We start from the raw sequence: 22002 nt of genomic DNA on the forward strand, positions 1-22002 counted from the left end.
GAAACCTTCTGTTTTAGATTGAATAAAAAGTACCTTGCTAGAGTTAAAATTTACAAATCTATGGCAGCTAAAAAGATAATATTTATTGCATTCGCAATTGAGGATGAAAGGCAGAGAGATTTTCTAAAAGGTCAATCTTTAAATACTAGATCGCCCTTTGAATACATTGATATGTCAGTTAAGAATGCGTACAGTTCTGATTGGAAAACAAAAGTACGCACGAGAATAAAACGTTCGGACGGTGTGATTGTTGTTGTGAGTAAAAATTCGTTGAATTCAAGTGGGCAAAAGTGGGAAATACAATGTGCCCGAGAAGAAGGAAAAAAAATTCTTGGTATTTATGCGTATGTCGGGGACAGAACGAATTTAGTTGGTGTCAATACAAGGACTTGGTCGTGGGATAACATCAAAAATTTCATAGATAGTCTTTAGCAGATATGTGGCCAGTTATTGTAGGTGCCGGACTCGTAGTTTTAGCCAATAAGTTGTTAGGCAAAGAAGAACCGCGCAAGAAGAAATTAGGAAAAAGGGTTTTCATTAGTTTTTCAATGAAAGATGAAAAATATCGTAACCATTTGGTAGGTCAATCAAAAGAGAGAAAGTCACCATTCTACTTTGTAGATATGTCGGTGAAAAAACCTTGGGATGAAGAGGTCTGGAAAAGGAAGTGTAGGTCTAAAATAAAATCCTGCGACGGTGTTATAGTGATGCTGAGCAAAAACACTTGGCACTCAAGCGGCACACGGTGGGAAATAAAATGTGCACAAGAAGAGAATATACCAATTGTAGCAATGCACATAAAACAGAAAAACCGAGGCGCCATACCGGCAGAATTAGAAAATGAAGAAATCATTAGCTGGACTTGGCCTAATCTAGCAAAGGCAATAAAAGAATTTTAATATAATATGAGAAAAGCACTTGTAGTAGGAATTAATAATTACCCATCTGCACCATTAGCAGGTTGTATCAATGATGCGTCAGCTTTAGGAAGCACCATTGAAGTAAATGGTGATGGCTCACCAAATTTTGACGTTAGGTTGATAACGGACATTCCAACAAAAGCAGAATTAAAAGGTAAAATCAAAGAGTTGTTTTCTGGGGATGCTGAAACGGTACTTTTCTATTTTTCTGGTCACGGTTTTTTTGATGAATTGGGTGGTGGATTTATCGTTACACCAGATTACCAAGCAAATGATGAAGGCGTTTCTATGGATGAAATTTTAAACATAGCAAACAGTTCAAATGCAAAAAATAAAATTATAATTCTCGATTGTTGCCATTCGGGTTCTTTTGGTAGTCCACAATTTTCAGGTGGTAATACCGCACAAATAGGTGAAGGTGTTTCTATACTAACTGCGAGTAAGTCTGATGAAGTTTCAATAGAAGTAAATGGCCACGGAATATTTACTAATTTACTTTTGGATGCTCTACAGGGTGGCGCTGCAGATTTGAGAGGTCATATTACACCAGGAAGTATTTATTCATATATTGACCAGGCATTAGGGCCTTGGGACCAACGACCAGTCTTTAAAACCAATATTACGAGATTTACTTCCATTAGGGAAATCAATGCACAAGTTCCCGCGGAAACGCTCAGAAAGCTTACTGAGTATTTTGATTCTGCCGAAAGCAAGTATCAATTAGACCCATCTTTTGAGTTCACGAATGACCCTAGTATTGAGCACGAATACACAGAACCTTATGCCTCTGAGGAAAACGTAGAAATATTCAAGGACTTACAAAAATTTGCTGGTGTCGGATTGGTTGTTCCAGTTACTGAACAACATATGTATTTTGCGGCAATTAATTCCAAGTCTTGTAGGCTAACCGCTTTGGGCTATCATTATTGGCGTCTCGTTAAAGAAAAGAGGATATAATGAGGAGCGACCCTATCATATCAAAACTGAGGATAACTTCTTTAGCCAGAATAGAGTTGACACCTTTGCTTTCTGCTCTTTTATTTAAAATAATCGTTTAAATGAGTGAGCCATTAGATTCAATGAAGTTACCACAGCGTTCAATTCAGGAAGAATTAGAACAGCTCTCTAGGGATAAATTGCGCCCATTGTTTTCACAAGAATTATTCCTCATAAGAGAAGAGACTCTAAAAGACAAGGGTATAGACTTGTCGATTGAATTGAGATATAAAAATGTTCACACTAACTTTCGATTTATTGTCCAATTAAAAGCCACACAATCAAAAAAGGCAAATAATGACGACACATATAGTTTTCAAATCGAAACGTCCAACATACAGTATCTACTAAATAGCGGGCTTCCCGCATATTATATCACTTATATCAAACAAGAAGATTGCTTTTATTATGAAAATCTTCAAGATTTTGTGAATCGTATTTCTCAAAATAAAAAGCTGTGGATTCATCAAGGTAGCCACACATTGAGAACTGCGAAAAAGCTAGACAAAAATTCAATATCAAAGATTTATCAAGAAGTAAAGGAAAGATGCCAACTTTCAAGAGAACTTATCGAAAAAATTCCTATTAAGGGAACTGGTGTTGATTCAAAAAAGATTTCGGTAAATAGTGGGTATAAAATTACCGATGAGTCTTCAATTGTCCAACTCACGGAAAAAATTGGGTTTACCATTATCAATGAAGGACGCTCGAAAGAAGTTGTTTCGTTAAACGAAAAAGTATCAAACGATATTAAATCATCGCTCTACAATCTTATTGTTGGTATTGCGTGCTACTATACTTCAAATTTTTATGATGCTTTGGCACACTTCAGAAAGTCCAGAAAATTTAAGACTGAGTTGTCACAGGACTATAAGCAAAGTTTAGAATATTTTGATGGCGTCGTTAAATTTTCTCTTGGACTGTTGAGTGAGGAAGACTATAAAGAAAAAATTAATCAGCTTAAAAACTCAATCCACTTAAAATATTATATAGAATTGGATGAGATTAAGGGAAGATATATCAATTCGTCATATAACGATGAAGCTTTCAAAAACTTTAAAAATGATATTGAGGAGTTAGTCAAAAGTTCGGAAGACAGCAAACTAACTCAGCTAACTATAAAGTGTGAATATATTCTGTTTTGGGGAAAGAAAATTAATCTGGATTTTTTTCAATCCGTTTGTAAATTAAATGCTCAGCATTTAATGGGAATGAACACATTTGATTTACGAAAAGAGCAAGCTGAGGAATTCATAGCCCAAAAGAAAAAATGGATTTCATTTTGCAGGGACATTGACTTGGATATTTCTGAACGTACGGATAATTTTTCTTTTTGTTTCTCTTCTTTGAACCAATGTAAAGTTAATTTTGAATTCATAGTAATGTCTTTTTTACTTTCACAAAATGGTACTGTCGAATCTACATTACCCGAAAATGAAGAATCATTGCAAACAATATTGAAAGATCTAAAACAGGTTTCTTCATATTATAGAAGTATTCAACATATTGAAAATTTACTTGCGGTACTCTCTACCCAATATGAGATTTATGTTTTTAAAAAGAACAGTAAAGCCAGTCAATCAACTGCAAGTGAAATGGAAGAGCTGATAGAGTTCTATGAGTTAAAAGAAAGCAAATCAAAATTTGATTTTCTCATTAATGGTGGAACAACGAGTGAGCAACTGGAATCGTTATTCAGCGCTAATCTTAATACTAAAAAGAATCAAGATGAATATAATTCACTCATAAATGAGATGAAAGCTATAGATGCGTTAGAAGAAAAAGAGAGACCTAAAAATAATGCACACGAAACAGTAGTGGTCGATTTGTTTCCAATCCAGTATTTTGAAATTGATAAAAGTCGATTGGAAACATTTTACAAAATTCTTAAGATTGAAAATCCTGATTTGATTGAGAATCTAAATTTCTTCTTCGATAACGGAATAGTGCCAATTTTAAATATTCTAACTGAAGTAAAAACAGAAGGACCTCTTAATGGCAATTTAGAGAGTAAAGGAATAGACAGCTGGCGAAAAATCAAAGACATAAGACTTGCCCTATATAAGAATAAATTTTACCGACAGATTAACAATTAGCCCTTACTGATTGATTAGGAATAACAAAACACAATGCCAAACAACCTCTTCAAAAGAAAAAATAATCAATCAATATTATCACTAAGATAAACTCGTAAAATACACCCATCAAAAGACTACGGCATAAAGCTAACGCTTCATCCACTACTCATTTATTCCGTTTCCTTTTGAGCTGAGATTTTAACTTCCGTTTGGGTTCTGCTCAAATATTGTTTAACTAAAATTCAAAGCTATGTATTTACAAAATTTACAGCAGGATGAAATCTTTGTTCCATCAGAAATGAAATCCTTAAAAACCTTGACACAGATGGAATCCCGACGAGGGCTTGAAAATGTCATAATCTCGAATGGTAAAATCGTCAATGTAGTATCGAACAGCTACGGACACATTCCGAATCAACTCTTTTTCAAGAAAGCTGAAGAAATGTTGACAGATGCACAACTGAGCTTCCACAAGCGGACTATTAATAAAAATGACAGGTCGTTCATTACCGACTTTATCATTGACGATAAAAGCCAGTTTACCGTAAAGAATGATAAGGATTTGATATTGCCGATGCTTCGGTTCAAAAACTCTTATGACGGTAGCGAAAAAACCTCTGGCCATTTTGGTTTTTACAGAGAAATATGTTCTAACGGATTGCACGTTTCGCAAGCTGAAATCGAATTTTCCATTAAGCATAGTAAGAACAATACACACCTTATTATGCCGAGGCTGAACAATCTATTTGACAAGTTTCTTGATAATGAATTCTACACCATTACCAAGAAGTTCGACAAGATGAAAGAATTTAAAATCATCGATACACAAGAATTCGTAAAAGCTATACTCGATAAGACAAAACTGTTTAGATATGAGTGTAGCGACAAGAATAGCGACCCTTCAAAAAAGTCTCGTGAGGTCATTGAAATTCTGAACTATGAAGCCTTGTTGCTCAATGAAGAACCGAATTTGTGGTTGGGCTACAATGCCTTCAATGCAGTATTGCATAATACGTTGAAAAAGAGTTTCGGTCAACAGGAACGATTAGATAAGAAGTTATTTGATGAAGTTTATAAAATGACTTAAAGCCAAAAAGGTTTATCCAGTACCTAAAACTGGATTTTTTGCTTGGTAAATCAATAAGAAAGAATAAATTAAACCCACTCAGCACATTCCCCTACATTCCACGCTTTCTGCTGAAAAAGCAGAAAGCACTACATTCCGTGAAAAGAGCTTCCTTACATAAATCTTGGACACAATCCCCAATTTCAGCTTTCCATTCCATTAACCCTTCCCGCTATGCTGGGAAGGAACACTTCATTACAGAGCCAAAATCGTGGATTAAGTCCGCTTTTTCATCGGAAAGTCATCGCTTCAGTTTTCTTAACGAAATTTTCGGTGCGGTCTTCTTGAGCCCTTACTCGAAAATGCCTAAAAATCGAACCGCTGACTTGCACATTTTAAGGGGTTTATAATGGATAAAGCCTTTGTTGTTTTTCGGGTCGTCGAAAAACAGGCACGACATAACCAATTCTAAATTAAACCCAGCTGCTTGTTTCGCTTAACTGTCGGTACGCTCAAACGCAACTGCGTTCAAAAGAATTGCTAATGCCCTTATGGAACTTGTCAAGACTGTACGAGTTTTAGTGAAAAATAAGGCTTCTACTTCCTTGAAAACCCAAGGATTTTACTACGTCGCAAACACACCTGATTTATTCCCTAAAAGTCTTGACAAAACCCACTCTATCCATTGTGCTATGCACAGAAGAAAAGAACAAACACCCCTTAAAATTTAATCAGTTTTAAATCAATAGGGGAAATATAAATCACTTAAACATTTTATTATGAGTACTATTAAAAATCATGTACAGTTAATTGGAAACGTTGGACAGGAACCAACCATTACCAACCTTGAAAGCGGTAAAAAAGTAGCCCGTTTTTCAATCGCCACAAACGAGTATTACAAAGACAGCAAAGGCGAAAAGCAAACCGACACCAATTGGCATACCGTTGTGGCTTGGGGCAAGACTGCGGAAATTGTAGAGAATTATGTTGTTAAAGGCAAGGAAGTCGGAATAGTCGGAAAACTAAAGACCAGAACCTACACGACCGATGATGGCAACCAACGCTATGTTACCGAAATTGTAGCCGATGAAATCCTTTTACTTGGAAGCAAAGAGGATAAGTAATCTTTAAAATGAAAGAGGGCGTTCCTCTCGAAAGTTGCGCCCTCTTTTTCATTATTCACTTTTTAAATTATGAAACAATGAAAGTACAAGTTAACGAAATAAAGATTAGTTACAAAGGGGGGTTGAAATCTTCAATGTGGCAAAAAATTAGTAGTTCGCAAGATGCAGCCGAATTACTTTATGAAGACTGGGATAAAGATATAATCGGCATACAAGAAACCTTTAAGGTAGTTTTGCTAAACAACAGCAACAAAGTAAAAGGAGTATATCAACTTTCACAAGGCGGTATTACAGGTACTTTGATAGACCTACGGATTTTGTTTGCAGTTATTCTGAAATCTCTTTCTGTAGCAATAATTTTAACCCATAATCATCCAAGTGGCAAGTTAATGCCAAGTGATGCAGATAAGCGATTGACAAACAAGATTAAGAAGGCATCCGAATTGTTCGATATAAAACTTCTTGACCATTTGATACTTATTCCTGATGGGGATTATTATAGTTTTTCTGATAATGGAATTTTGTAAAATTTAGAGCTATGGTTTATCTCAATTTTAAAGACTTGAGCGCAGAGGCTCAAAACCGACTTTTAGAGAATTCTAAAAAAGATGTAGAACGAAAATTTGGCGATGCCATTCGCAAATACGTAAGAGAAAATTATACTTGTTTTGAAACGATGATTGAGGAAGAAGCTTTACGAAATTTGTATTCCTATACATTTGTGTTCAATATCTAATATTCAAAAATAAAAGACAAACACCTCTCCATTTTTAGAGGTGTTTTTCCTTTTAATCAATTCCAATTCAACAAAAAATTACTATCTTTATTTAGCTGAAATTCAGCATTCAATTTTAAGTAGGGTTATCCAATTTTTGACTTTCGCCGATAACCGTACCCATCGAAAAAATAACATATCGGAAAATTATTTTCCTCAAAATGACAATTGGCTTTTTAGCCAAATTGTACGGAATTTTGTCCCGCTGGGCGGGACGAAAAGGAGTAGCAAGAGGGTAACACGCGATGCGATGTTTAGGACTCCCTTTTGTTTTTAAGACACTGATATTCAGTTTTTTAAAAAATTGTAAAATTCTCCACCTCATACAATTTGCGACAAATGCCCTTTAAACGCCCATTTTTGGGGAATGATTTGCGACAAATCGGCGAATTATGGACTCATTTATCGGCATCAGGTTTAAAAAGGAAACGGCAAAACGTTTTCAGGAATTTTCACGGACACACTTCAAATCACACACGGAAGCATTGGCTACAATGCTCGATTTTTTCTTTTACAACGAGATTTCCCCAAAGGAAAAATTGGGACCCACTGGTAGGACAATCGAGGCTTCACTTAAGAAGCGTATCAATGCGGTCATTGCCATAATGCGGGATATGGAAAAGACGCAGACCAAACCCACCGTGGCAATGATAGAATCCCTTTTTCAGACCGAAGAGCCCAGAAAGAAACCGCTGATTTTGGAAAAGAAAGCGGTCGAAGAAAAACCTAAAGTAAGATTTCAGGAAAAGCAAAACCATACTAACGAACTCTAAATTTTTGAGCTATGTACATCACAATTACACCTCAAAAACTGGGAGGAAATTATTCACAAAGTTCAGGTGATTTTGTCGGTTATCTGGAGAAGGAAAACCAAGGTCTGGAACAGGAAGAAATGGAGCACTTTTTCAACCAGTATGGTGACAGGATTTCAGCTGAAGAAGTGGTAAAGGATATTGATGGCAACGGTGCCAAACTGAAAAAGACCGAACCGAAATTCTATTCCATTACGGTGAGTCCTTCCAAATACGAATTGAACCGATTACAGAACAGTAGTGAAGATTTAAAAAGATACACCCGTGAATTGATGAAGGACTATGTGGCATCCTTTAACCGTGAAATCAATGGAAGACCCATTACCATCGATGATATAAAATACTATGCGAAAATAGAACACCAACGCACGTTTAAGGGAACGGATTGGCAAATCAAGGAGAATCAGCCTTATGCCACTAATATATTGCAGCTCAAAACTGAAATCAGAAATATTGAAACAGGGCGAGCTGAAGGTAATATGAAGCTCCTGCAGAAGAAAGTGGAGCGACTGGAAAAGGAAGCCCCACAGCAACAGGATGGAAAACGAATCGTACAGGGAATGCCAAAGGCGGGAAACCAAAGTCACATCCACATTATTGTCAGCCGAAAGGATGCCTCTAATACCTTCAGCCTTTCCCCAGGCAGCAAGCATAAGGCATCGGAAGTGGAGATGCACGGTAAGACCGTAAAACGTGGTTTTGACCGTGACCAGTTTTTTGAACGTGCGGAAAGGACCTTTGATAGGACTTTTGGCTATCAACGAAACTTCGCCGAGACCTACAAGGCAAGAAAGGATTTCGTCAAGAATCCGAAAGTCTATTTTGCATCGCTGATGAAATTGCCTACCAATGAAAAGGCAATTGCCTTTAAAATGATGAAGGAAAGTGGTGTTCCAATGCTACCAAGCATTCCAGTGTCACAGGCACAACTGGCAATGAAAGTATTGAACCGACTAAGCCGTGGCGTGGAAGTGGCCATCAAATCAAGTTCCATAGGTATCTAATTCGAGTATGATGTATATAGACAACCTTTTTACCGCTCTCTTTATTATTGGCTTGGCAAGTATGTTGTTTTATGGATTATATCAAATATCAAGATATGCATTTGCCCTGAGTAGCCTTGTGTTGTGTATGCTAGCTTATTATTTACAGCATTGGAACGGTTTGATTTTAGTGTTGCTGAATGTAGTCTGTCCACTTTTGCTAATCAATACAACATTCTATGTTTTCTTGCATAAAAAAGAAAGACCAAAAAATGCCGACGACCGATATCAAGTTAATTTCGAAATTACGAAAGGAAATTTTAAGCTTGACAATATCAAGCGCGGGGCATCCGTCATTGGTTCTGCAGGAAGCGGGAAGACCGAAAGTGTCGTCTACGGATTCTTAAAACATTTCCAGAAAGAAGGGTTTTGTGGCATCATTCACGATTACAAGGATTTTGAGCTGACGGAAATGGCGTATCTACTTTTTAAGGATGGTGATATTCCATTTAAGGTGATTTCCTTTGATAAAATCATTGATAGGGTAAATCCCATTGCACCACGCTATTTAGAGAATGAGGAAAGCGTTAATGAGGTTTCACGGGTATTGATAGAAAACCTTTTGGAGCAACGGGAATCCGGAACAACGGGAACAACGAAATTTTTTAATGATGCTGCCGAAGGTTTGATTGGAGGACTGATTTGGAAACTGAAAACGACCTACCCTCAATTCTGTACCCTGCCACATTTGATTGCCATTTATCAATATTTGGACACCGATAGTTTGATACAGTTTCTGGAAACCAATACCACCTCACGGGCAATGGCAGATGCCTTTATAAGTGGCAAGGATTCGGAACGGCAAACCGCAGGGGTAAAAAGCACTTTGGCCAATGCCTTAAAGCGTATCAGCACACAACGGATTTTCATGGCATTGTCCGCAGATGAAGTGCCGCTCAATATCAATAGTGAAGAAAATCCAGCGGTAATTTCAATCGTGAACAATCCAAAATTTGAAACATCCTATTCGCCTGTCATTGCTACCATTGTCCATACCATCACCAAACAAATGAGTGTGCGGAATTCCAAACCTTCATTTCTGTTGATGGAAGAAGCACCTACTATTCGATTATTGAATATGCACCGTATTCCGGCAACGTTACGGAGTTATAATATTTCAACGGTCTATGTGATGCAGGACAAGATCCAGAACGATATGATGTATGGCGATAAGGCGAGCAAGGCGATATTGAGCAATCTTTCCTATCAATTTTTTGGAAAGGTCAATGATCCTGACACCGCAAAATATTATGAACGCTTCTTTGAGATTATAAAAGACCCGACAAAGAGCGTGAGTCGTGGGCATAACCTGGATTTTGATACACGAATTACCACAGGGGAAAAGGAAATCCCGAAAATTAGGGCGGATGTTTTTTTTCGATTGAAACAGGGCGAGTTTATTACCTATGCTGATGGAATGGATAAAAAAGTGCAGTTTAAGTTACGGAAGATTCATCGTGAGCTTCCAAAAAGAACTAAACCGTTTTCAATGACTGATTTAGAAGCTAATTTTGAACGGATTTATGAGGAGGCGAGGTCGATTTTCAAATGATGGAAAAGTGAAAAGATTCTAATGACCATATTAAATTAATTGGATAATGTTGACTTTGTATGGCTTATGAAAAGTTTGGGGCAATGGCAACACGACACTCAACCTACAAGTCAAACCGAACAGCCAAGGCTACTCACCATCCTGTACAATTTCACTACAACAACTACCAATTCGGATACATTTCATAGAATGACTTTTAAGAATTTTGTAATTGAAATTTAAGTCAATTCAAAAATGAAAAATGTAACATTAAACAATGGAGTAAAGATGCCACTACTTGGTTTTGGCACCTATTTGCTTCGAAACGGTTCAGAGTGTGAGCAGTCTGTGCTTAATGCTTTAAAAATTGGTTATAGACTGATAGATACAGCAGCTGCATATTATAATGAGGAGTCGGTAGGCAAAGCGATCAAAAAAAGTAATGTCAAGCGGGAAGAAATTTTTTTGACTACAAAGTTTTTGCCAGAGGATCTCGGCTATGAAAATACAAGACGCGCTTTTGAAGCATCTTTAAAGAAAATGCAGCTTGATTATATCGATCTTTATTTAATTCATCTTCCGCAAGGAGACGTAAATTCTTCTTGGACAGCAATGGAAGAACTATATAGAGAAGGTAAGATAAGGGCGATAGGTATCAGTAATTTCAATGGGGATCAGATTCAGAATTTACTTAAGAAGCATACTGTAGTGCCGGCAGTGAATCAGGTAGAGACACATCCATTTTCTCAAAAAACACAGATGCAGAAAACTTTGAAATCTCAAGGCATACAGTTGGAGGCCTGGGCACCCTTTGCTCAGGGTAAAAACAATCTTTTTAATAATGAACTGTTAAAAGTACTTTCAAGAAAATATAGTAAGAGCATTGCCCAAGTGGTTCTTCGATGGTTAATTCAAAGGGAAGTTGTAGCTATTCCGAAATCAGCAGATATGGAAAGGATAAACGAAAATTCAAATGTATTTGACTTGTCAGCAGATGATATGGTAACCATCACATCATTAGATCAAGGTAGTGGACTGATTTATGGTGTTTAAAAAGCGTTTGAAAACCTGACTACAATAATTACCAATCCGACTACTTTTTATACAACAACAATCAGGAATTTTACACCTGAAATTTATTCAGTATTATAAACAATTAAAAAAAGAATTATGCAAAAGAGAAAATTAGGAAACAGTGGATTAGAAGTTTCCGCATTAGGCTTTGGCTGTATGAGTTTAAACTTTTTAGACGGTAAAGGTCTTGATAAAAAAGATGCTGTAAGTCTAGTGCGCAACGCAGTTGAAAGAGGTGTTACGTTTTTTGATACGGCAGAAGCCTACGGACCTTATACCAATGAAGAAATTGTTGGCGAGGCCTTAGAGCCTTACAGAAAAGATGTAGTGATCTCCACAAAATTTGGTTGTAAAGATGCTAGCCCAGCAGTAGGGTTAGACAGTAGGCCTGAAACTATCAGAGCCGTAACCGAAGCATCTTTAAAAAGATTAAAAACAGATTACATCGATTTGCTTTATCAGCACAGAGTTGACCCTAATGTTCCAATAGAAGATGTTGCAGGGACAGTAAAAGACCTGATACAAGAGGGCAAAGTGAAATATTTCGGTTTATCGGAAGCAAGTGCCAGCACTATCAGAAAAGCACATTCAATTCAGCCTATATCAGCATTACAAAGTGAATATTCTTTGTTTTGGCGTGAACCCGAAAATGAAATCATACCAACTTTAGAAGAATTAGGAATTGGTTTCGTTCCATTCAGTCCTTTAGGGAAAGGATTTCTTACAGGTAGAATAAATAAGAAATTAGAAGATGTAGATCGCAGAAATATTATTCCTCGTTTCAGCGAAGAAAATATAAAGGCCAATATGGTTTTAGTAGATGCACTTTCTGAAATTGCGCAACAGAAAAATATTACGACTGCACAATTAGCATTGTCTTGGCTATTAGCTCAAAAGCCTTGGATAGCACCAATACCAGCGACTACAAAATTGCATCGTTTAGAGGAAAATATTGCAAGTACAACTATTGTATTGACCGCTGATGAACTTGAAAGAATTAACACAACAGTCAATGGAATTACACTTGTGGGTAACCGCTATCCTGAATTTTTAGAAAAACAAATAGATAAATAAAACTCATAGCAATGCAAAATATCAAGGAAAAAGCTGTAGCTATTACAGGTGCAAGCAGTGGAATGGGTAAAGCCATCGCCATTGAATTAGCACAAAACGGTGCAAAGGTTGTTTTAGGTGCAAGACGAACAGAACAATTGCAACAAGTTGTGGAAGAAATAAAAAACAAAGGTGGTGTAGCCACCTTTGTTCAAACTGATGTGAAGCATAAAACCGATCTAGTTCGGCTGGTCAATACCGCAGTTGCAGAGTACGGAAAATTAGATGTCATTGTAAATAACGCTGGCGTCAGTCAATTGAGTCGCATTGACGAATTGGATACGGAAGGTTGGGAAAAAATGATTGACATTAACCTTAAAGGCGTTTTGTATGGGATGGCGGCTGCAATTCCTGTTTTCAAAAATCAAAAATCGGGACATATCATCAATATCATTTCAACTTCAGGAATAAAGATTGTACCAATGCAAGGCGTTTATGCAGGAACTAAAAATGCCATCCGCACTATTGCAGAGGCATTTCGGCAAGAGTCCAACGGAAACATCCGCATTACAGGCATTTCGCCAGGATTTGTGAAAACAGACTTTGCGAACAATATAAAAAATGAAGAAGTAAAAACAGCTATTCAAAAAGGAATTGAACAAATGGCCATAGATCCTATAGCCATAGCCAATGCTGTAATTTACGCGATGAGCCAACCTGAAGATGTGGAAATTGGTGACCTTGTTATTCGTCCGTCAAAACAAAATTGATTAAATTTAAACCACTTATGCAACAACAGTCGAACATCAATCCTATTAAAAATATATCGCAACTTTCGCGGATATTGGGACTTGCTGCGCCATTGCATCCACTGGTTTCTTTGGTTGATTACCGTAATGTTCCGATTGAAATGTTTCCAAGAGGAAAGAAAGTAAGTCTTGATTTTTACAAAATTTCCTTTAAGCCTAGCTTCACAGGACACATAAAATACGGACAAGGATATTACGATTTTGAAGAAGGCGGATTGGCATTTTTGAAGCCTAAACAGATTGTTTTTTCACCCGAAGAAACAGAAAGCTATGAAGGAATTGCTTTGTATTTCCATCCCGACTTTATACGAAATTATCCCTTAGGGAAAACAATCAATCAATATGGTTTTTTCTCTTATGATGTTACCGAAGCCTTGTTTTTATCGGCAAAAGAAAAAGAGATTATAGCTAATTTATTTACTTCAATAGCCAACGAATTGGATAACAATATTGACAATTTTAGCCAAGATGTTCTGGTTTCCCAAATAGAATTACTGCTGAATTACAGCAATCGTTTTTACAATAGGCAATTTATTACAAGAAAAGCAATCAATCACGAGATCGTAACTTCTTTGGACAAACTTTTAAATAGCTATTTTGAAGAAGAAAATAGTTTGAAAGATGGCTTACCATCCGTGAAATATATCTGCACCGAATTAAAATTATCGCAACGCTATTTAAGCGATATGCTCCGCTCACTTACAGGACTGAACACACAACAATATATTCAGAACGCAATCATAGAAAGAGCCAAAGAAAAATTATCAGCCACCAATCTTTCCGTTTCAGAAATTGCTTACGAATTAGGTTTTGAACATTCACAATCATTTAGTAAATTATTTAAGGCAAAAACAAATCAGTCACCTTTAGAGTTTAGACAAGCATTTTAATTAAGGAACAACAGACTGATAAAACCCCTGCTAGCAGTATATAGAATATTAATTCGGATCATTAATAAACCGATGCGATACGTTCAATTTTAAGTTTCTTTCCCCATCCCTTTCGTTCAGCTCCAAAACAGCCCTACGCTCATTGGACAAAGAAAATTTAGGTAAGATATACACCAATCTCACGGTTTCATTTTTAGCAATTCTGGAAGGCACATTATATTGAAAGAGCGGTTCTTGATACAACTTCTGCAATGACTTCTTTTTTCCTTTTTGTCTCGTTTCTATAGAGAGGTTCAAGAAATTCAAATCATAATCTAAGCTAGAATTGTTCTTTATTTGGATTACAAAATAGAATTCATCTTTGTCAAAAACAATATTCTCAACACTCAGAACGATGCCTTCCTTGCGTTTTTTAAGTCGGCCAATACGCTGTTTTCTGTCCAGAAGGTAAGCGCAGAACCTCTTATAATACTGGTTTTTGTTTGTATCACTTGCTTCTGAATCGGCAACTTTTATCGAATCGTTCGCTATCGGCTTTTCATTCCCAATACGACTTGACATCGGGATAAAATAATTGAGCTTTGATAACCGCTCCTTGTATTTTATAATATAGGAGAAGACCGAACCATCCCTATTGACGACCAACAGATTGCTTTCCTTTCCGGGCTTGGCCTGCAAAAGCCCCAGATATTGTTCATTATCCCGGTTATAGGTAAAAACAAAATTATCCGAACCGGTGATTCCCTGGCGAATGGGTTCGGGAAAAAACAGTGCGACGTTCTTTTGGTCATTGGCATAAATGGTATCCAACACTATGGCATTTTGCGCTTTAGTGACAAGGGAAGCTAGGAGAAAGACGGATATAAATAGATGGTTTTTCATAGGAGTACGTTTTAAAAATGCCATTTTGGGATTATAGTTTAGGCTTTAATATCAATTGGTAATTATTGAGTACGGTCACTTTTACCTTGCGATTATTACGCTTAAGCACTTTGGTGATTCCACCTACCTGCGGTACACTTGGAATATTGATGTCACCTATAATGTCATCCAAAACTTCATTGGTGGCATCTGCACGAAAATTGTTTTCCACATAGATTCCCTCACTGCCATCTTGGAGGTCAAAAGCTTTTAAAATGGTAGGATGGTGTTGGATATTTTCAATTTCAATCAAAGCACGATTGGGCTGAAAACTGATAAACCCATAGATAGGTGTGTTTTTAGAGACTCTTTTATTATTTATGAGTGCATCCTGAACTAGGCGCATCCGCAGCCTAGAATTAGTCTTGACTACTTGGTTTCCATCAACAACAGCGTAAATCATTTCGTCCGTGTTGCCCAAAATCGACAGCTCATTTTTCTTGGGAGTAGCTGCGAAAAACAGTTGGTGCTCCAAGCCCAGTTCCTTAGCGGCAATCTTTTGTTCCATTTTTAGTTCCGTGGAATCAATTTCTCGGACTTTCTTTAAAGCGGTTCTTTTTTCGCCGATATGTTCATAGGACGCATTTGAATATTTGATTCTTCCGGCAGCATAAATGCTGTCTACAATGCGTTCTTTTTCCATTTCGGGCAGATCCGGATTATAAAAGCCAAGCGAATCGATCATTTTTTCATCATAGATGCTCGGGGCATTTGTCTGTCGGACTTCTTTCAAATCGTTGATGGCATCCAATTTTGAATCATATTCCTTTTGGTCCTGTCCCAGTTCAGGGATCAAGGTCTGTTCAAGGTTTTCATTTTCACTTTCGTCATCACCCATTATCATAACGGAATAGGAGATCAGGAAAATGAACAGTACGGCAAGTACGGCCGCAAACACTATTTTATTTTTTTCTACTTTCATTGGTTATTTTTTTTAGCGTGTTCTCGAAGTAATCTGTAATCAACAATCCGTGCGGGTTGTTGGGAAAGTTCCGGTCTATTGTAATCAGGTTTCCGGTGGAAACCAATTCGTAGGTATCGATTATCGACCCTCGATTGATTTCAAATACCGTAACCGTCCTAAAGTTGTAGAGACCATTTTGCTCATTGATTTGCGAATCGATGCTTAATACTTTTTGCACCAGCGAATATTGCAGAAGGCGATTATAAACCCCATCCGCTTTCTTTTGGCGATAAAGATTATCCACGGAGCTGTTGCCCAACCAAAGTGCCTTTTTTAGGTTCTTTTCATAATTGCTCGCATCGATGTTATAAAAATAGGTGTGGAACAGTTCCAGGTGTGCCAAAGTCTCCACCTTGAAATTTTCCTTTTGGGTAACCAATTTTAAGGGAATGATACTGCCATCGGTGTTGATGGCAAAGGCACTGTTCAACGCTTTCTTATGGATATTAAAGGCCATCAAAACGGAAAATATGCCCGAGAGTGTGGCGCATATAATAACCGCTAAAACAATGAACCTGTTCAGTTTTAGAATGGTATAAATGTTTTTATAGGGTGTTTTCATTCTCATTGGATATTAGTTGGTAAAAAGTCGTAAGGTGAAGGAGGTGGCACGTCGATACAGCTTGAATTTCAGGAACACGATAAAGCCAACGGAACCCAATTGCACCACAGGGGCAAAGAAGCCTTGGCCCACATCCGTACCAAAAAGGTTGTTCCAGAAATTGGTATTGATTTCCGTATAGAGGGCATTGACAAACACATTGACCAGAAAGAATGCCGGTACGAGCATATACACCGCAGCATACAGTTTAAAAAAAGTATAGGCCAAGGAGCGGAACTTTTCAAAAACAGCCAAACTAATGACCAATGGGAAAAAGGCCTGCATGATCCCCAAAAGGAAAAAGCGTTCCGCCAAGAACAAGGGATAGATGAACAGATCCAGAATCCAAAGGATGATGCTGACGATAAAGGCAAATATTTTGAACCCAAAAAGTGGGGTTACCAGAGCTTCATAAAGCAATGTCATTGCGTTTTTTGCTACATCAATTAGATTCACGTCTTCTTCAATAGGAATATCCTGCATCTGCAAAGGCAGCAAAGCTGGGGCGGTTCCCCGATATTGTCCCTCGATGGACACGAGAATAGCATCAAAAAAGCCCAAGACCTGAGTCGAGAAAATGACCAGGAGAACGACCGCAAAATTCTTGGCCAATTCTCCCGGACTCAACCCCCAAGTATACCCGTCCTTATCAGCAACCCCTTCGTTGTATTTTTTAAGGATATTGACCAGAAAGAACAGAACGGCAAGCGTTTTCATTCCCACAATGGTATATTGCGAGAAGTCGCTGTTCTGTATCGTCTGGAATACGGTATCCACGTATTCAAGCCCTATCCCTAATATGATGGTTGCGGTCATCTTTAGTATTCGGTTTCGCGGTTATTGATTTTATCCTGCATTTTTCGGAAGGAGATAATATCCCGATAGCGTTTGGTTCGGATGGTGATATCTGTGACCATTTCCTTGGACTCGGTTTCCTTTTGTTTTAATATTTCTGCACGTTCCGCATCGCTCATTTTGAGGTAGTCACTGGACAGGATTTCGTCTATGAAGTCCATAGTGTCCAAGGAATTCTGGACAATGGTGCTAAACGATTCGGATACCCTGGCCACTTCATCGGGTTTGATATAGGGTGAGTTCAAAATATCCTGCAAGTCATTTTGCATTACATTTATAAGACGTTGATTGTTGTCTGCAATTTCTTGAACCGCTCTAAGTTGTTGTACCACGCTTGATACCTTTTCTATACTTTCTTTTGCATCCTTTAAGAATTGAACAGACTTGATCATTTGAGCCGTCTGTTTCCCGGATTCCACCAATTGCTTTACCAAGCTGATAAAGTTGGTATTGTCATAAGTGGGCATTCCTTGGGCGGTAGCACCTGCTGGCAATAACACGGTAAAGGCCAGTGCAATTCCTAATGTTTTGATTTTCGATTTACTCATTGCTAAATATTTGTTTTGGTATTCGTGAACCTTCGGTTTCATACTATTATGTTTTAGATGTAAATTCAATGATAGCCTTCTCCATATTTTGGGTCTTTTCATAAATGGCCATTATGGCCTCGTTTTCCTGTCCATCGGTCAGATAGGCTGCATACACTTCTTTGGGAACTTCAAGCCTGAAAATGTTGCTTTCCTTTCCGATTTTGATGAACATTTCGGTGTACTTCCGTGGCCCGGTAAGGTTATTCTTGATGGATTTCAATTGGTTCAGGTCGTGACTGGAAAGGTTGAGGCGTTTGACCAGTTCGCCGTAGCCTTTCTCATTATTTAGGCTATAGATGACCTGTGTGTTTTCAAGGATGCTTGCCGAAGTGGAATTATTGGGTAGCTGATTGATGGATTGCAGAATAATCCCAATCGCACCATTTTGCTTACGGATTGCCTGATAGTAGAATTCCACACTTTCCAATACATTTTCAAACTTCAGTTGCTTGGCAAACTCGTCGAACAGGATAATACCTTTTTCAGCTCTATTTTTCCAAATAGTCCGTTGAATAGCGGACTTTATGAGCTTTAACATTACAGAAAGAATTTCCTTATTGTTCTTGACTTCATCCAGCTCAAAAACAATCAATCGTTTGTCCTCAATTTTATAGGTCTGGTCTTCGCTGACTTCAAACAGAAAACTATATAGACCATCACCGACGTATTCCGACATTACGTGCAAAAAACTCGTAACATTGAAGTAGTCGGGATGGATTTTTAGGGTGTCAAGAAGATTTTCTTGATTCCGTTCTATAAAGCTGTAAAAGCCATCCAAAGAATGGTTTTCTGAAGTGCTATCGTAATAATGGCGCAGTAACTTTTTAACGGAAACGGATTGGGCTTTGGTTACTTTCAAATCTGAAGCGAACAGCTCAAACAGAAACACCGATAAATCCTCAAGACGTTCTGGTGTCAGGTCATTCGTGTCGCTGATGTAAAACGGATTGATACCCAGGTTCTTTCCGCTCTCGTACCGCAGTACTGTGTACTGTTCGGGATAGAGTTTGGCAAATTTGGTGTACGACCCACCCAAATCGATGATGACAAGACGGACACCACTTTCAAAATATTGGCGCAGGATGTTATTGGCCAAAAAGGATTTTCCCTCACCTGTTGGCGCAAAAATGGCAAAGTTGCGGGCTTTGATGCGTTTCTTGCGCTCATCCCAAACATCCTTCAGCACAGGAATATTATGCTCCCTATCATTGAAGATGATGCCGGTAGTATCCGATTTGTAGTTGGTATTGTTGATGAACAGACACAGTGCGTGCTTTAAATCGGTCACATATAAATCGTTGTTCGAGAAATTGGGCGAAAAACAGCAGTAGCTATTAAGGATATAATTCTTCCGTTCTTCCCCTCTAGGATAGTATGGTATGATATCCAGTTCCTTAAACTCGGTCTTTATCTTTGCCGTAATTTTATCCAGCTCTTTGACATCCTTTGACCAATAGATAACATTCAAATGCCCACGGATAACCCGAGCGTTGTCATCTGCATTGATCTGGTCAAGGATATGCTGGATTTTTCCGAGAACCACTTTATTCTGAGACCCGAAATTGGAACTCTTGTTCAGTTCCTCTATTTTCTTGTCCAACAGCTTGCGCCATTTCTGTTTGTCATCCAAATAGAGAATCTGGTTGACAATATGGTTTTCGTTTAGCGTAAGCCCTAGACCATCAATAAACCCTTGATGAAACACAAAATCGTCAGATGTGAATTTCTCGTTGGTCTTGCTACTCTGTACACTTTCGCCAAAGCACAGTTCGCTGTTGATGGCCAGGGCATCAAAATAATTTTCGCCAATAGTGACGTTCTTCTTTTCAAGAAGTATATCGGTATCAAATCCTTCGTTAAAGCCATTGAAATAAGCATCACTGATGCTCTTTATTATTTCTGGGTTCAGTGGTGTCAGTTTTACTTTGCGACTATTATTAATAAAGGAAACCGAATCGCTTACCGAACCGATAAAACTTTTAATACTGTCATCCATTTCCTTAACGATTCCTTTTGAAATCTTTCGGAACGGGTTGACATATTTTGGATTGTTGAGCGCCTTGTTTTTGGTGAATATGAAGAACAGGTAACAGCTGTGCTCCATATGTTCACGTCCTTTGAAATGCTTGTGGGTTGCTTTCTCTAAAAAGGTTGTATTCGGAAGTTGTTCGGCTGAATAGGATTTCTTCAGGTAGACATCCTGTTTATGGACTACAGTACCGATCGGCAAGGATTTTAATGCCTGAAACCACGCGCCGTGCATATCCTCAAAGTCCTTTTCGGATAAGGAATAGATTTCGGGCAAATTGCCTTTATAGCACAAGACCACATTGCCGTTGTTGGCAAAAATGATATTGCCCTGAATATCCGCAATGGGTTTATATGCTGATAGGTTAATCTTGTCCATATTCGAATCCGGAATTTCTTTTGTTACTAATAATTTTTGGGAATGCCTTTGTCATTTGAAAAAGTTGCGGGTTGTTGGTTATTCGTGTCAAGGCGATATATAGAACAGTGTTGAATACCAGTATGCCTATGATTATAGCAAAGCTGAATGAGAAGATAATGACCAATAGCGAAGCCACGATGCAGATCATTAGTATCGCAAAGAGGGATATGGGCAGCCCAAAAATGACCGCCTGTTTCCTGATATTTTTATAGACCTCGAATCGTTTCATGAGTGCTGTTGCTAATTTTAAAGGCCTATACTACAATAGAGATTAGGTAAGTAAATATTCCAACCACAGCTCCCGCAATAAGAACAAAGACTAGGACACGGGTAATCCCTTTTTTCAGGTCGGCATTCTCACCAAAAAAATGTCCTGCGTTAAAAAGGAAACCGATAAGGAAGATGACACCGAGAATAATGGGAAAGATGGTTCGTATGGTATCCGAAACATCGTTAACGGAATCTTCGATTCCTCCGATTTGTGCAAATAGGGAAGTGGAAACCAACGAAAGAAAAGTGGCTAAATAGATTGATTTTTTCATAACGGAAAAGTTTAAAATTTTGTTGTGTTTTCGTTATTCGAAATTTACATATATTTGATTATAAATAATTGATAATCAAATAATTGTGAATAAAATATTATTTGGTTTTGTTTGAATTCCGTTGGTATTGTTTGGCATCAAATTCTATGAATTTTTGAAGATAGGTTGTTGATAACCCAAAACTTGAGAATGAAAAAAGTGCTCAAAAACGTCAGTTTTGTGATTTTGCTTTTGAAAATGTGCATTATTTTTGGACAGGAAATTGACGCTCAAAAAAGAATCGTGATCGATGTTGGCCACGGTGGAAAAGATACTGGTGCAATTGGCACAAATAGTATTCAAGAAAGGATATAGTATTAAGTATTGCCAAAGAGATTATAAGGCTAAATAAAACCCTCTTGAATGACACGTTTTATATGTACTCAACCAGATATAGGGACACTTTGATTTCTTTATTGGACAGAAGCCGATTGGCAGAAAGCTTAACTGCAGATTTATTTGTGCCGTTACATTGCAATTCCTCACATTCTTCCTCAAAAGGAATTGATGTTTACGTGCACCGTACCAATAGTAATGAAGAAAATTTAAAAGAATCAATTGGAATGGGATTATCCATTTTGGAAGAAAGCACCCTAAAATTAGGCTTTAAGAAACGAGGTGTTCAATTTGCAAATTTGCAAGTATTGCGTGAAAATATCCCATACCGGTCTTCAATACTTATTGAAGTGGGCTTTGTTACGAATACGGATGAAGCGGATTACTTTTTAAAGCCTAACAATATAAGAGCAATGGCTTTGGCCATTTTAATAGGATTGTATAACTATTTAAATATTTAATTATGAAAGAAATACTTGTTGAGATTATAAAGAGTTTGAGGAAAATAACCTTCTTTTTCTTCAAGGAAGTTTT

24 protein-coding genes are annotated in these 22002 nt (G+C 37.7%); 17 read left to right on the forward strand and 7 right to left on the reverse strand.

The window, feature by feature from the left end; translation table 11 throughout:
• The first annotated feature begins 60 nt into the window (after window positions 1-60).
• From ABJ955_RS07415 to ABJ955_RS07485, 15 genes are all read left to right on the forward strand, one after another.
• Complete coding sequence (locus tag ABJ955_RS07415) at window positions 61-432, forward strand: TIR domain-containing protein (protein ID WP_347373960.1); 372 nt, start codon at window positions 61-63, stop codon at window positions 430-432.
• A gap of 5 nt (window positions 433-437) precedes the next feature.
• On the forward strand, window positions 438-899 hold the full coding sequence (locus ABJ955_RS07420) for a TIR domain-containing protein (RefSeq protein WP_347373961.1): 462 nt from the start codon (window positions 438-440) through the stop codon (window positions 897-899).
• 6 nt (window positions 900-905) lie between these two features.
• A complete protein-coding gene (locus ABJ955_RS07425; RefSeq protein ID WP_347373962.1) occupies window positions 906-1877 on the forward strand; it encodes a caspase family protein in 972 nt (323 codons plus the stop codon).
• Window positions 1878-1978: 101 nt separating this feature from the next.
• Window positions 1979-4012: a DUF4365 domain-containing protein gene (locus ABJ955_RS07430; RefSeq protein ID WP_347373963.1), complete on the forward strand. Its 2034-nt coding sequence runs from the start codon at window positions 1979-1981 to the stop codon at window positions 4010-4012.
• Between the two features lie 232 nt (window positions 4013-4244).
• Window positions 4245-5081 (forward strand): DUF932 domain-containing protein, encoded by an 837-nt coding sequence (locus tag ABJ955_RS07435; protein ID WP_347373964.1) that lies wholly within the window; start codon window positions 4245-4247, stop codon window positions 5079-5081.
• Window positions 5082-5839: 758 nt separating this feature from the next.
• Complete coding sequence (gene ssb / locus ABJ955_RS07440; protein ID WP_347373965.1) at window positions 5840-6184, forward strand: single-stranded DNA-binding protein; 345 nt, start codon at window positions 5840-5842, stop codon at window positions 6182-6184.
• Window positions 6185-6261: 77 nt separating this feature from the next.
• The gene (locus ABJ955_RS07445; protein ID WP_347373966.1) at window positions 6262-6711 is read left to right on the forward strand and encodes a JAB domain-containing protein; all 450 of its coding nucleotides are present in this window, start codon (window positions 6262-6264) and stop codon (window positions 6709-6711) included.
• A gap of 11 nt (window positions 6712-6722) precedes the next feature.
• Entirely contained in the window at window positions 6723-6920 is a 198-nt protein-coding gene (locus tag ABJ955_RS07450) for a hypothetical protein (protein WP_347373967.1), read from the forward strand.
• Between the two features lie 431 nt (window positions 6921-7351).
• The gene (locus tag ABJ955_RS07455; RefSeq protein WP_347373968.1) at window positions 7352-7732 is read left to right on the forward strand and encodes a BfmA/BtgA family mobilization protein; all 381 of its coding nucleotides are present in this window, start codon (window positions 7352-7354) and stop codon (window positions 7730-7732) included.
• 11 nt (window positions 7733-7743) lie between these two features.
• Window positions 7744-8775: a MobB family relaxase gene (gene mobB / locus ABJ955_RS07460; protein ID WP_347373969.1), complete on the forward strand. Its 1032-nt coding sequence runs from the start codon at window positions 7744-7746 to the stop codon at window positions 8773-8775.
• Window positions 8776-8785: 10 nt separating this feature from the next.
• Window positions 8786-10366, forward strand: coding sequence for a type IV secretion system DNA-binding domain-containing protein (locus ABJ955_RS07465; protein WP_347374377.1), 1581 nt, complete (start codon window positions 8786-8788; stop codon window positions 10364-10366).
• 234 nt (window positions 10367-10600) lie between these two features.
• Window positions 10601-11398: an aldo/keto reductase gene (locus ABJ955_RS07470; protein ID WP_347373970.1), complete on the forward strand. Its 798-nt coding sequence runs from the start codon at window positions 10601-10603 to the stop codon at window positions 11396-11398.
• A 117-nt stretch (window positions 11399-11515) separates the two neighbouring features.
• The gene (locus ABJ955_RS07475) at window positions 11516-12493 is read left to right on the forward strand and encodes an aldo/keto reductase (RefSeq protein WP_347373971.1); all 978 of its coding nucleotides are present in this window, start codon (window positions 11516-11518) and stop codon (window positions 12491-12493) included.
• Window positions 12494-12504: 11 nt separating this feature from the next.
• Complete coding sequence (locus ABJ955_RS07480; RefSeq protein WP_347373972.1) at window positions 12505-13242, forward strand: SDR family oxidoreductase; 738 nt, start codon at window positions 12505-12507, stop codon at window positions 13240-13242.
• Window positions 13243-13259: 17 nt separating this feature from the next.
• On the forward strand, window positions 13260-14171 hold the full coding sequence (locus ABJ955_RS07485) for a helix-turn-helix domain-containing protein (protein WP_347373973.1): 912 nt from the start codon (window positions 13260-13262) through the stop codon (window positions 14169-14171).
• Between the two features lie 48 nt (window positions 14172-14219).
• Here the strand turns inward: ABJ955_RS07485 and ABJ955_RS07490 are convergent, their stop codons facing one another.
• The 7 genes from ABJ955_RS07490 to ABJ955_RS07520 form a co-directional block, all read right to left on the reverse strand.
• Window positions 14220-15053, reverse strand: coding sequence for a DUF4138 domain-containing protein (locus ABJ955_RS07490; protein ID WP_347373974.1), 834 nt, complete (start codon window positions 15051-15053; stop codon window positions 14220-14222).
• Window positions 15054-15084: 31 nt separating this feature from the next.
• Window positions 15085-16014, reverse strand: a complete 930-nt coding sequence (gene traM / locus ABJ955_RS07495) for a conjugative transposon protein TraM (RefSeq protein ID WP_347373975.1) — start codon at window positions 16012-16014, stop codon at window positions 15085-15087.
• On the reverse strand, window positions 15995-16618 hold the full coding sequence (locus tag ABJ955_RS07500; RefSeq protein WP_347373976.1) for a conjugal transfer protein TraK: 624 nt from the start codon (window positions 16616-16618) through the stop codon (window positions 15995-15997). The genes traM and ABJ955_RS07500 overlap by 20 nt, the downstream gene beginning before the upstream one ends.
• 12 nt (window positions 16619-16630) lie before the next feature.
• Entirely contained in the window at window positions 16631-17473 is an 843-nt protein-coding gene (locus tag ABJ955_RS07505; protein ID WP_347373977.1) for a hypothetical protein, read from the reverse strand.
• Between the two features lie 2 nt (window positions 17474-17475).
• Window positions 17476-18060: a conjugal transfer protein gene (locus ABJ955_RS07510; protein WP_347374378.1), complete on the reverse strand. Its 585-nt coding sequence runs from the start codon at window positions 18058-18060 to the stop codon at window positions 17476-17478.
• A 46-nt stretch (window positions 18061-18106) separates the two neighbouring features.
• Complete coding sequence (locus ABJ955_RS07515) at window positions 18107-20509, reverse strand: TraG family conjugative transposon ATPase (protein ID WP_347373978.1); 2403 nt, start codon at window positions 20507-20509, stop codon at window positions 18107-18109.
• A gap of 296 nt (window positions 20510-20805) precedes the next feature.
• Complete coding sequence (locus ABJ955_RS07520; RefSeq protein ID WP_093977174.1) at window positions 20806-21093, reverse strand: hypothetical protein; 288 nt, start codon at window positions 21091-21093, stop codon at window positions 20806-20808.
• A gap of 189 nt (window positions 21094-21282) precedes the next feature.
• Here ABJ955_RS07520 and ABJ955_RS07525 point away from each other — a divergent pair, with 189 nt between their 5' ends.
• Both ABJ955_RS07525 and ABJ955_RS07530 read left to right on the forward strand, forming a co-directional pair.
• Window positions 21283-21447: a hypothetical protein gene (locus ABJ955_RS07525; protein WP_347373979.1), complete on the forward strand. Its 165-nt coding sequence runs from the start codon at window positions 21283-21285 to the stop codon at window positions 21445-21447.
• 44 nt (window positions 21448-21491) lie between these two features.
• Window positions 21492-21929: an N-acetylmuramoyl-L-alanine amidase gene (locus ABJ955_RS07530; protein WP_347373980.1), complete on the forward strand. Its 438-nt coding sequence runs from the start codon at window positions 21492-21494 to the stop codon at window positions 21927-21929.
• The last annotated feature ends 73 nt before the right edge of the window (window positions 21930-22002 follow it).

It is taken from the genome of Aequorivita sp. Q41 (assembly GCF_039831855.1).
Taxonomy (GTDB): domain Bacteria; phylum Bacteroidota; class Bacteroidia; order Flavobacteriales; family Flavobacteriaceae; genus Aequorivita.

Excerpts from the sequence above, each read along its gene's own strand:
- ABJ955_RS07415 (WP_347373960.1), top strand. The coding sequence starts at position 61 with ATGGCAGCTAAAAAGATAATATTTATTGCATTCGCAATTGAGGATGAA.
- ABJ955_RS07420 (WP_347373961.1), top strand. The coding sequence starts at position 438 with ATGTGGCCAGTTATTGTAGGTGCCGGACTCGTAGTTTTAGCCAATAAG.
- ABJ955_RS07425 (WP_347373962.1), top strand. The coding sequence starts at position 906 with ATGAGAAAAGCACTTGTAGTAGGAATTAATAATTACCCATCTGCACCA.
- ABJ955_RS07430 (WP_347373963.1), top strand. The coding sequence starts at position 1,979 with ATGAGTGAGCCATTAGATTCAATGAAGTTACCACAGCGTTCAATTCAG.
- ABJ955_RS07435 (WP_347373964.1), top strand. The coding sequence starts at position 4,245 with ATGTATTTACAAAATTTACAGCAGGATGAAATCTTTGTTCCATCAGAA.
- ssb (WP_347373965.1), top strand. The coding sequence starts at position 5,840 with ATGAGTACTATTAAAAATCATGTACAGTTAATTGGAAACGTTGGACAG.
- ABJ955_RS07445 (WP_347373966.1), top strand. The coding sequence starts at position 6,262 with ATGAAAGTACAAGTTAACGAAATAAAGATTAGTTACAAAGGGGGGTTG.
- ABJ955_RS07450 (WP_347373967.1), top strand. The coding sequence starts at position 6,723 with ATGGTTTATCTCAATTTTAAAGACTTGAGCGCAGAGGCTCAAAACCGA.
- ABJ955_RS07455 (WP_347373968.1), top strand. The coding sequence starts at position 7,352 with ATGGACTCATTTATCGGCATCAGGTTTAAAAAGGAAACGGCAAAACGT.
- mobB (WP_347373969.1), top strand. The coding sequence starts at position 7,744 with ATGTACATCACAATTACACCTCAAAAACTGGGAGGAAATTATTCACAA.
- ABJ955_RS07465 (WP_347374377.1), top strand. The coding sequence starts at position 8,786 with ATGTATATAGACAACCTTTTTACCGCTCTCTTTATTATTGGCTTGGCA.
- ABJ955_RS07470 (WP_347373970.1), top strand. The coding sequence starts at position 10,601 with ATGAAAAATGTAACATTAAACAATGGAGTAAAGATGCCACTACTTGGT.
- ABJ955_RS07475 (WP_347373971.1), top strand. The coding sequence starts at position 11,516 with ATGCAAAAGAGAAAATTAGGAAACAGTGGATTAGAAGTTTCCGCATTA.
- ABJ955_RS07480 (WP_347373972.1), top strand. The coding sequence starts at position 12,505 with ATGCAAAATATCAAGGAAAAAGCTGTAGCTATTACAGGTGCAAGCAGT.
- ABJ955_RS07485 (WP_347373973.1), top strand. The coding sequence starts at position 13,260 with ATGCAACAACAGTCGAACATCAATCCTATTAAAAATATATCGCAACTT.
- ABJ955_RS07490 (WP_347373974.1), bottom strand. The coding sequence starts at position 15,053 with ATGAAAAACCATCTATTTATATCCGTCTTTCTCCTAGCTTCCCTTGTC.
- traM (WP_347373975.1), bottom strand. The coding sequence starts at position 16,014 with ATGAAAGTAGAAAAAAATAAAATAGTGTTTGCGGCCGTACTTGCCGTA.
- ABJ955_RS07500 (WP_347373976.1), bottom strand. The coding sequence starts at position 16,618 with ATGAAAACACCCTATAAAAACATTTATACCATTCTAAAACTGAACAGG.
- ABJ955_RS07505 (WP_347373977.1), bottom strand. The coding sequence starts at position 17,473 with ATGACCGCAACCATCATATTAGGGATAGGGCTTGAATACGTGGATACC.
- ABJ955_RS07510 (WP_347374378.1), bottom strand. The coding sequence starts at position 18,060 with ATGAGTAAATCGAAAATCAAAACATTAGGAATTGCACTGGCCTTTACC.
- ABJ955_RS07515 (WP_347373978.1), bottom strand. The coding sequence starts at position 20,509 with ATGGACAAGATTAACCTATCAGCATATAAACCCATTGCGGATATTCAG.
- ABJ955_RS07520 (WP_093977174.1), bottom strand. The coding sequence starts at position 21,093 with ATGAAAAAATCAATCTATTTAGCCACTTTTCTTTCGTTGGTTTCCACT.
- ABJ955_RS07525 (WP_347373979.1), top strand. The coding sequence starts at position 21,283 with ATGAAAAAAGTGCTCAAAAACGTCAGTTTTGTGATTTTGCTTTTGAAA.